Source organism: Micromonospora sp. H33, assembly GCF_052068455.1.
Taxonomy (GTDB): domain Bacteria; phylum Actinomycetota; class Actinomycetes; order Mycobacteriales; family Micromonosporaceae; genus Micromonospora.
In genome coordinates this window covers 1-8,166 of sequence record NZ_JBQHDE010000030.1, presented here as the reverse complement: position 1 = coordinate 8,166, position 8,166 = coordinate 1, and the positions used below count along the sequence as shown (strand labels likewise).

Annotated in this window: 9 protein-coding genes; 4 read left to right on the top strand and 5 right to left on the bottom strand. The window is 72.5% G+C overall.

Features of this window, described 5'->3' with window-relative positions:
* Positions 1-479, bottom strand: a 479-nt coding sequence (locus ACTMS0_RS29020) for a hypothetical protein (protein ID WP_441158457.1), incomplete at its 3' end; no start/stop codon positions are given.
* 784 nt (positions 480-1,263) lie between these two features.
* Here ACTMS0_RS29020 and ACTMS0_RS29015 point away from each other — a divergent pair.
* Entirely contained in the window at positions 1,264-1,605 is a 342-nt protein-coding gene (locus ACTMS0_RS29015) for a hypothetical protein (protein WP_441158456.1), read from the top strand.
* Positions 1,602-2,261 (top strand): nucleotidyl transferase AbiEii/AbiGii toxin family protein, encoded by a 660-nt coding sequence (locus ACTMS0_RS29010; RefSeq protein ID WP_441158455.1) that lies wholly within the window; start codon positions 1,602-1,604, stop codon positions 2,259-2,261. The genes ACTMS0_RS29015 and ACTMS0_RS29010 overlap by 4 nt, the downstream gene beginning before the upstream one ends.
* Before the next feature lie 142 nt (positions 2,262-2,403).
* Here the strand turns inward: ACTMS0_RS29010 and ACTMS0_RS29005 are convergent, their stop codons facing one another.
* The 3 genes from ACTMS0_RS29005 to ACTMS0_RS28995 form a co-directional block, all read right to left on the bottom strand.
* The gene (locus ACTMS0_RS29005; protein ID WP_441158454.1) at positions 2,404-3,306 is read right to left on the bottom strand and encodes an SDR family oxidoreductase; all 903 of its coding nucleotides are present in this window, start codon (positions 3,304-3,306) and stop codon (positions 2,404-2,406) included.
* Between the two features lie 127 nt (positions 3,307-3,433).
* Positions 3,434-3,622, bottom strand: coding sequence for a hypothetical protein (locus ACTMS0_RS29000; RefSeq protein WP_441158453.1), 189 nt, complete (start codon positions 3,620-3,622; stop codon positions 3,434-3,436).
* An 88-nt stretch (positions 3,623-3,710) separates the two neighbouring features.
* Positions 3,711-4,874 carry a geranylgeranyl reductase family protein gene (locus ACTMS0_RS28995; protein WP_441158452.1) on the bottom strand — a complete coding sequence of 388 codons (1,164 nt, stop codon included), beginning with the start codon at positions 4,872-4,874 and terminating at the stop codon, positions 3,711-3,713.
* 136 nt (positions 4,875-5,010) lie between these two features.
* Here ACTMS0_RS28995 and ACTMS0_RS28990 point away from each other — a divergent pair, with 136 nt between their 5' ends.
* Together ACTMS0_RS28990 and ACTMS0_RS28985 are read left to right on the top strand one after the other, a co-directional pair.
* Complete coding sequence (locus ACTMS0_RS28990) at positions 5,011-5,247, top strand: hypothetical protein (RefSeq protein ID WP_441158451.1); 237 nt, start codon at positions 5,011-5,013, stop codon at positions 5,245-5,247.
* 37 nt (positions 5,248-5,284) lie between these two features.
* Positions 5,285-6,736 (top strand): MFS transporter, encoded by a 1,452-nt coding sequence (locus ACTMS0_RS28985; protein WP_441158450.1) that lies wholly within the window; start codon positions 5,285-5,287, stop codon positions 6,734-6,736.
* 706 nt (positions 6,737-7,442) lie between these two features.
* Here the strand turns inward: ACTMS0_RS28985 and ACTMS0_RS28980 are convergent.
* Positions 7,443-8,045 (bottom strand): hypothetical protein, encoded by a 603-nt coding sequence (locus ACTMS0_RS28980; protein ID WP_441158449.1) that lies wholly within the window; start codon positions 8,043-8,045, stop codon positions 7,443-7,445.
* Between the last annotated feature and the right edge of the window lie 121 nt (positions 8,046-8,166).

The window sequence follows — 8,166 nt, the reverse complement described above, 5'->3', positions numbered from 1 at the left end:
ATGTCCTGCCAGCCGTCGACCTGCTTGAGACCCTTCAGGAACGCCATCGTCGAGTACTCCGGGTCGGTGATCTGCTCCACCGTGCCCCAACCCGAAGACGGACGCTGCTGGAACAGGCCCTGCGAGTCATGGTCGTTGCGCTCACCCAGATGACCCAGGTTCACCAGCTTCGACTCCTGCAGCGCGGTGGCGATCGCCACCACGGCGGCGCGCTCGTCCATGCCGGCCTTCTTCGTCGCGGCGATGATCGCCTTCACATTCGCGACCTGCTCGTCGGTCAGGTCGATACGCGACTGCTCGCCCTGCACACCATGCGGGATCAGCTTGCCCTTGTCCACCTTGTCAGCCTGCACGGTCGCGACGACCGGCTTCGACTCGATCGACGGGACGGCGTTGGCCGTGGCCGGGCCGGCGAACATGCCACCGGCGAAAGCCAGACCAGCAATACCGAAAACGCTCTTACGCAGCATCGTGTTCATCAGAAAAGCTCCATTCGGGGGAAAGGCGCCACCCGCCACAAGAAGGGGGAACGGGCGTGGTGACGCGAGCACCGTCAGGCACTCAAAGACCTTGGGGGATTTCCGTCGGGGGTCCAGGGGGTGGACCGTCTCGACGGGGTGAATCAGAAACCGGCGACCAGAAGCCGGGGGCCAACCCGCGGGGCGGGCCGACGGGAACCGGGGGCCACGCCCCGGGGGCGGGCTGCTCTCGTGGTGCCGGGTCCAGATGTAACGACCGCCGGCCCGCCATCATTCCGGCCAGGCCCGACGGGCCGCATCCCGCCTGGGCAGGGGCCCTGCTCGATCGTCCAGGTGATGTAACCACCCCGCCCCCGCCACGATTCCGACCCTGGGATGCCGCCGATCACACCCCGAAACCGGACACCCGGCCCAAGGCGGCACACCCTAGCCGGACATACCGCCCACCGTGCCCACGACGCACGGAGATCTTGGAAGATCGCGGCCCCTCCAGGGGCCGTTTCCTTCCAAGATCTGCGCCGGGACGGGGTCGAGTCGCCGCCCACCGGCGGACCGAGACCAGGTCAGGGGTGTGGCCCGCCGTGACCGGCGCAGGGATCAAGCCTGACCGCCCGGAGCCGGGCACGGCGGGCCACACCCCCAACCGCAACCACAAGAACAGCGCAAGCGATACGACCCACCGGAGCCTCACAGACGACGCCGCACATGACAAAGACGCCACCGCGACCACGCGCGGAGCCGTACGGCCACACCCCGTCAGCCACTCTGGCGTTACGCTGACAGCATGCAGGGCCTCTCCCCCACCGCAGCCGGCGTGCCCCACCTGGCGCGACCCGGCCGGCCCGCCGTGGTGGCCCGCACTCTCGCCGAGCTGACGGGCCCGACCCGGGGCGTGGTCGAGCTGCCGGTACGGCTGATGTGGTGCCCGGACCGCCGCTTCGACCTGGGCGACCCGGACCAGCTGCTGTGGATGTACGAGAACGTGCTGCGGGAGACCACCCGCACCGACGACCTCCGCGATCTGATCAACGGCCGGACGCTGCGGCGGGTGTGGCGGCTGCTCAACCTGCCCCGGGGCGTACGCCAGGCGTGGGAGAGCCGCCACCCGGGTCTCCGTACGGCGTGACCACCGCCCACCTGCACGGGTTCTACCGCGAAGTGGCCCGGCTGGCCCTGTCGGCGGCCGGGCCGCACCGGTTCGTGCTCGGCGGTGGCGTGGCGTGGGCGGCGCACGGGCTGGTGACCCGCCCGACCGAGGACGTCGACCTGTTCGCCGACGTCGAGGGGGCCGCCGCGGCGGCGGCCGGGGACGTCCGGGTGGCGCTGGAGCGCGCCGGCTTCACCGTGGAGGACGCGGATCCGGACAGTGAGCTGGGCGGGCTGTTCGAGGGCTTCGACCGGGACCTGCGGGACTTCGTGGTCAGCCGGGACGGGCGGCAGCTGCGGCTCAGTCTGGCCCGGCTGGACCGGCACCGCAGCCCGGTCGTGATGGACCTCGGCCCGGTGATGGACGTCCGGGACCTGATGGCGAGCAAGACCGCCGCCCTGGTGAACCGGCGCGAGGTCCGCGACTACATCGACGTGGCGGCGGCCCTGGACCGGCATGACGCGGCCGAGTTGCTGACACTGGCCCGGCAGCTCGACCCCGCCCTGGACCCGGAGGACGTCCGCGCCGCCGGCCGCTACCTGGACCGGCTGCCGGACTCGCGCTTCGCCCGCTACGGCCTGGACGCCGCGGCCGTCGCCCACGTCCGCCGCCGCTTCGCCGGCTGGCCCCGCTGACCCTGCCCGCTGACCAGCGCCGAACTGGCTGGCCGGCCGCCCCGCACACCCGGTGCCGGGAGCCGCGGAGCGGAGGACCGGGCGGTGGGCGTACCTCAGGGGAGCCGGACGGGCCGGCGGCGCGGGACCGGCCGGCGGGGCGTCACTTGGTCGGACGGCCGCCCGTGACGCCGAGGACCTCGCCCGTCACGTAGCTGGACTCCTGCGAGGCGAAGAAGACGTACGCGGGCGCCAGCTCGGCGGGCTGGCCGGGCCGTCCCTCCGGGGTGTCCTGGCCGAACTGCCGCACCTTCTCCTGCGGCATGGTGGCCGGGATCAGCGGCGTCCAGATGGGACCGGGCGCCACCGCGTTGACCCGGATGCCCCGGTCGGCGAGATCCTGCGCGAGGGCCTTGGTGAAGTTCGCGATGCCGGCCTTCGTGGTGGCGTAGTCCAGCAGCTGCGGCGACGGGTCGAACGCCTGGATGGACGACGTGTTGATGATTGTCGACCCCTCGGCCAGGTGCGGGATCGCGGCCTTGCAGAGCCAGAACATGGCGTACAGGTTGGTCTTCAGCACCCGGTCGAACTGCTCGGTGCTGATGCCCGTGATGCCCTTCTCCTGCGCCATCTGGTAGGCGGCGTTGTTCACCAGGATGTCGACACCCCCGAGGTCGCGCACCGCGCGGTCGATCAGCTCCTGGCAGTGCCGCTCGTCGGTGATGTCCCCGCGCACCGCCACGCCCGTGCGGCCGGCATCCTCGACCAGCCGCACGGTCTCCCGGGCGTCGGCGTCCTCTTCTTCACCCAGGTACGAGATGAGCACGTCGGCGCCCTCCCGGGCGTACGCGATGGCGATGGCCCGGCCGATGCCCGAGTCGCCACCCGTGATCACCGCGCGCTTGCCGGTGAGCTTGCCGGTGCCCCGGTACGACTCCTCACCGTGGTCCGGCTTCGGGGTCATCTCCCCCGTCGCGCCGGGCGGCGTCTGCTGCTGCCCCGGCTGCCCCTCCTGCTGGCCGTACTGGCTGGTCGGGTCCTGCGGTGTGTGCTGGTCCTCGCTCACCGACGCCTCCTTCGCGCACCGGTCGGGATCGGGTCCCTGACGGCCCTACCCCGCCTGGGCGGCCGGAAACGGTCGCGATGGGGGCAGCGAGGCGCGTGTGGCGGAAGCGACACACCGCCGGGCGGTGTCAGGCGCCGTGGCGCAGGTCCCAGCGGTGCGGGTCGTCCGGCTCCGGGCGGTCGCGGCGCGGCTCGGTCTCCGTCAGCTCGACGCGCTCCTCTGGGCGGACCGCCGGGGGCAGCTCGCCGAAACGGACGTGCCGCAGGAAGGCGTACTCGTCGTCGGTGAACGGCGACTCGGAGGGGGCATCGGCCATGGCGTCTCCCTTGTGACGTGTCCATTCTCCGTGTTCGGCGGTCGCTGTCGCCAATGCCCGTAGCGGCGCTCACCCCGCCTAGAGCATCCTAGGATCCTGGGTGAAAGAGACTGGTCGACGTCCGACGGGAGGTGGGCAGCCGGTCCAGCAGCGCCAGGGCGGCCCGCACCGGAGTCCGGCCCAACGTCTCGTCGAAGCTCGCCCGCCCCTGGCAGAACCGCACGAACATCCGCCAGCCCGGTGGTGTCGCGAGCAGTGCGTGGAACACCTCGGGTCGGCGGGTGAACGCGTCGAGGAGGCGGTGCCCGGCGCGCATCGACGGCACCAGCGCCTCGGCGACCGCCCGCTCGTACCCGGGGAGGTCGTCGGCGACCACCGCCGCGCCCGCCAGGGCACCGGAACGCAACGCGTAGCTGATGCCCTCCCGGCTCCACGGCTCGAGCAGGCCGGCGGCGTCGCCCGCCACCAGCACCCGCCCCCGACGCAACGGCGAATCCTCGCTGCGGCAGCGGGTGAGATGGCCGGAGTCGTGGACCGGCTCCACGCTCGACAGACCCAGCCGCTCCACGAACGACCGCAGGTACGCCCGGGTCCGCTCCCCCGCCCCCCGCGCCGCGATCACTCCCACCGTGAGCAGGTCGCCCTTGGGGAAGACCCAGGCGTACGAACCCGGCAGCCGCCCCCAGTCCAGCAGCGCCCGGCCCCGCCAGCGGGCCTGCTCCGGCGGCGGTACCGGCAGCTCCAGCTCCAGCCCCAGGTCGACCTGGCGGTGGCGGACACCCACGTGCCGGGCCGTGACCCCGGAGGACCCGTCCGCGCCGATCACCGTACGTGCCGTCACCGCGTCCCCGTCGGCCAGCCGCAGGCGTACCCCCTCCGGAACCTCCTCCACGGCGCGGACCGCGACCCGCTGGCGAAGCTCCGCCCCGGCGGCGACCGCGGCCGCCCGCAGGCGTTCGTCGAACTCGTCCCGGCGCACCATCGCCACCAGTGGACCGGCATGTCGGCGGGTGAATTCGCGTCGCCCGTCCCGGGTGAACGTCACCCGGTCCACCCGGTCGTGCGCCGGCACCTCGACCCGGTCGGCGACAGCGGCCAGCGACGTGCCGATCAGGCCGCCGCCGCAGGTCTTGTAGCGCGGATGCACGGCGCGCTCGACGACGAGCGTGCGGACACCCGCGCGGGCGGCGACGTACGCGGCGGACAGGCCGGCGGGACCCCCGCCCACCACCGCGAGATCCCAGACGGCCACCGTTGCAGCCTAGGGCACCAGGGCACGGCCCGACCCGACGCCGACGACCCCCGATCGGGTGGGCATCTTCGGTCAGCCGCCGGGTAACCGCGGCGCAGGCCGCCTGCACCGTGGGCGGGTACCGAAGGAGGACGACATGCAGCAGGTGCAACTGTCGGAGGTCGAGGAACGGGTGTACGACGCGGTCGCGGCCCTGGAGGCGCGCGGCCAGGTCCCCTACCCGGACCTCATCGCCGAGGAGTCCGGCCTGACCGAGGAGCAGCTCCGCGGGCCTCTGCACCAGCTCACCGAGAAGAACCTGTTGCACCGCGAGGACTCGCCGATGGCCGGCCTGGACTTCGGCCCGCGGTTCTGCGCGCAGCAGCTGGCGTGACGGTCCACCACCCGGGCTCGGGGTAGCGGTCGGGCGTATGCGTGATCGTCCATCCCCGGGCCCGACGACACGTCCCACCGACGACCCGTCGCCCGGGCACCGGCGGAGGTGGCCGGCCCTCGGGGTCGGCCTGGTCGCCGCCTTCATGACGCTGCTCGACGTCAGCATCGTCAACGTCGCCGTACCGTCGATGGAACGCGCGCTCGGAGCCTCCCCGAGTGACCTCCAGTGGGTGCTGTCCGGGTACGCGCTGACGTTCGGGTTGGTGCTCGTGTCCGCCGGGCGGTTCGGCGACGCGCACAGCCGGCGTACCGCCTTCGTCGTCGGCATCGCCCTGTTCACCGTCACCAGCGCCGCCGCCGGCCTGGCACCCTCCCCCGCCTGGCTGGTCGCGGCCCGCCTGCTCCAGGGCGCCGCCGCCGGTGTGGTCAACCCGCAGGTCACCGGCCTGATCCAGGAACTGTTCCAGGGTCCCGAGCGGGCGCGGCCGTTCGGGCTGCTCGGCGCGACCATCGGCATCTCCACCGCCGTCGGCCCCCTGCTCGGCGGCCTGCTCATCCACCTCGGTGGCACCGAACACGGCTGGCGCTGGGTCTTCTTCGTCAACGTGCCCGTCGGCGTGCTCGCCGTCGTCCTCGGCTGGCGGTTGCTGCCCCACCGCCCGCAGGGCCGCCCCGATCGGCGCCGGCTGGACCCGGTGGGCGTACTGCTGCTCGGGCTCGGCGTGCTGCTCGTGCTGCTGCCGCTGGTGCAGGAGCACTGGCGCAACCCGGCGAAGTGGCTCCTCGTACCGGCCGGGCTGCTCGCGCTGGCCGCCTTCGCCGGGTGGGAACGGTGGTACGCCCGGCGCCAGGAACCGCTGTTCGACCTGCGCCTGTTCGGCGTCCGGTCGTACGGGCTGGGCGCGCTGATCGCGCTGGTCTACTTCGGCGGCTTCACCGCGATCTTCTTCATCTTCACCCTGTACCTCCAGAACGGCCTCGGCTACAGCGCACTCGTCGCCGGCCTGGCCATCACCCCGTTCGCCCTGGGCTCGGCCGCCGCGTCCGCCATCGGCGGCCGGATCGTCAACCGGTACGGCCGCCCCCTCGTCGCCGTCGGGCTGCTCGCCGTCGTGTGCGGTCTGCTCACCGTCGTCCTGGCGCTGGACCGGGTGCCCGCCGGAGTGCCCGTACCCTGGTGGACCGCCGCACCCCTGCTGCTGGCCGGTCTCGGCAGCGGCCTGGTGATCGCGCCCAACCAGACCCTCACCCTGTCCCAGGTCCCCGTGCGCCAAGCCGGCAGCGGGGCGGGCATGCTCCAGACCGGGCAACGCATCGGCTCCGCCGCCGGCATCGCCGCCGTCGGCTCCGTCTTCTTCTCCGCCCTCGCGGCGAGCGCCGGCGACTGGTCGGCCGCCTTCCGCCACTCACTGCTGCTGGCCAGCGGCATCATCGCGCTCGCGCTGGTCGCGGCCGCCGTCGACATCGTCCGCGGCCGCCGTCGCTGAGCTTTCCCGGGGTACGTAGACAGCGCCGCCCCCGGGCCTGGTGTGGGCTCGGGGGCGGCGCTGGGGTGTCGGTGTGCAGGTCGCCTCTCGGCGAGTGGCGCGTGGCGGCTCCAGCCGGACGGTATTCCGCGACGGCAATTTTAGGTGAGGCCCGGGGACACTGGACACACCGACACCCGTCTCAACACGCTACCCGGTGGCGGTCTTCCCCCGGGCGGTGTGACCGCCCCCACTGGTCCTGCCGTGGGGGTCCGGCTGCGTGGGAGGCAGTCCGCGTTTCACGCGGGGTTGCGGTGGTGGGCCTCGGGTTCGTCCTTGCGTCGGGGTTCGTGGGTGGTTGCGGTGGTGGGGTGGGGCCCGCCGTGCCCGGCTCCGGGCGGTCAGGCTTGATCCCTGCGCCGGTCACGGCGGGCCCCACCCCTGACCTGCTCGCGCTCCGCCCGCCCGTCCCGGTCACGGCACCGGGGGCTGGCGTATTTCGACCCGACCCGGTCCGCGCCCCGGACTCGCACGCGTCGAACGGTCACGGAGGGCTCGCGCGTCGACCGTCACTGTCCGGGGAGCCCCCGAACTCGCAGGCGTCGACGCGGCAAGCGTCGCCGGCCAGCTGGATCGTGTGGAGACGCCGCTGGCCGGCACCCATGGTTCGGGTGCCGGCCAGCGACTTGTTTCCCCCTGTGAGGAAAGCTGTGTCAGCTGCCTTGGGTCAGCTGTTCCAGTGCTCGGCGACGAGGTCGGCGGCCTGGGTCTCCCACTGCGCGTAGTGGAACGGGTAGGCCGAGACCTGCACGGTCTGGGCGGCCTTGGTCAGCGGCATGTCCTGCCAGCCGTCGACCTGCTTGAGACCCTTCAGGAACGCCATCGTCGAGTACTCCGGGTCGGTGATCTGCTCGACCGTGCCCCACCCGCTGGAGGGGCGCTGCTGGAACAGGCCCTGCGAGTCATGGTCGTTGCGCTCACCCAGATGACCCAGGTTCTCGAGCTTCGACTCCTGCAGCGCGGTGGCGATCGCCACCACAGCGGCGCGCTCGTCCATGCCGGCCTTCTTCGTCGCGGCGATGATCGCCTTCACATTCGCGACCTGCTCGTCGGTCAGGTCGATACGGGACTGCTTGCCCTGCACGCCGTGCGGGATCAGCTTGCCCTTGTCCGGCTTGTCAGCCTTGTCCGCCAGCACGGTCGCAGCGACCGGCTTGACCGACTCAACGGTCGGGGCGGCGTTGGCGGTGGCCGGGCCGGCGACCATGCCACCGGCGAAGGCCAGACCAGCAATACCCAGAACGCTCTTACGCAGCAGCTTCGTGTTCATCAGAGAAGCTCCATTCGGGGAAAGGCGCCACCCACCGCAAGAAGGGGGGAACGGGCGTGGTGACGCGAGCACCGTCAGGCGCCCAAGAGACTTGAGGGATTTCCGTCGCTGTCAGGGTCCA

What these genes read in the sequence shown, in the direction of transcription:
- ACTMS0_RS29000 (WP_441158453.1), bottom strand. Translation starts at nt 3,622, where the DNA reads ATGGCCGATGCCCCCTCCGAGTCGCCGTTCACCGACGACGAGTACGCC.
- ACTMS0_RS28990 (WP_441158451.1), top strand. Translation starts at nt 5,011, where the DNA reads ATGCAGCAGGTGCAACTGTCGGAGGTCGAGGAACGGGTGTACGACGCG.
- ACTMS0_RS28980 (WP_441158449.1), bottom strand. Translation starts at nt 8,045, where the DNA reads ATGAACACGAAGCTGCTGCGTAAGAGCGTTCTGGGTATTGCTGGTCTG.
- ACTMS0_RS29015 (WP_441158456.1), top strand. Translation starts at nt 1,264, where the DNA reads ATGCAGGGCCTCTCCCCCACCGCAGCCGGCGTGCCCCACCTGGCGCGA.
- ACTMS0_RS28985 (WP_441158450.1), top strand. Translation starts at nt 5,285, where the DNA reads ATGCGTGATCGTCCATCCCCGGGCCCGACGACACGTCCCACCGACGAC.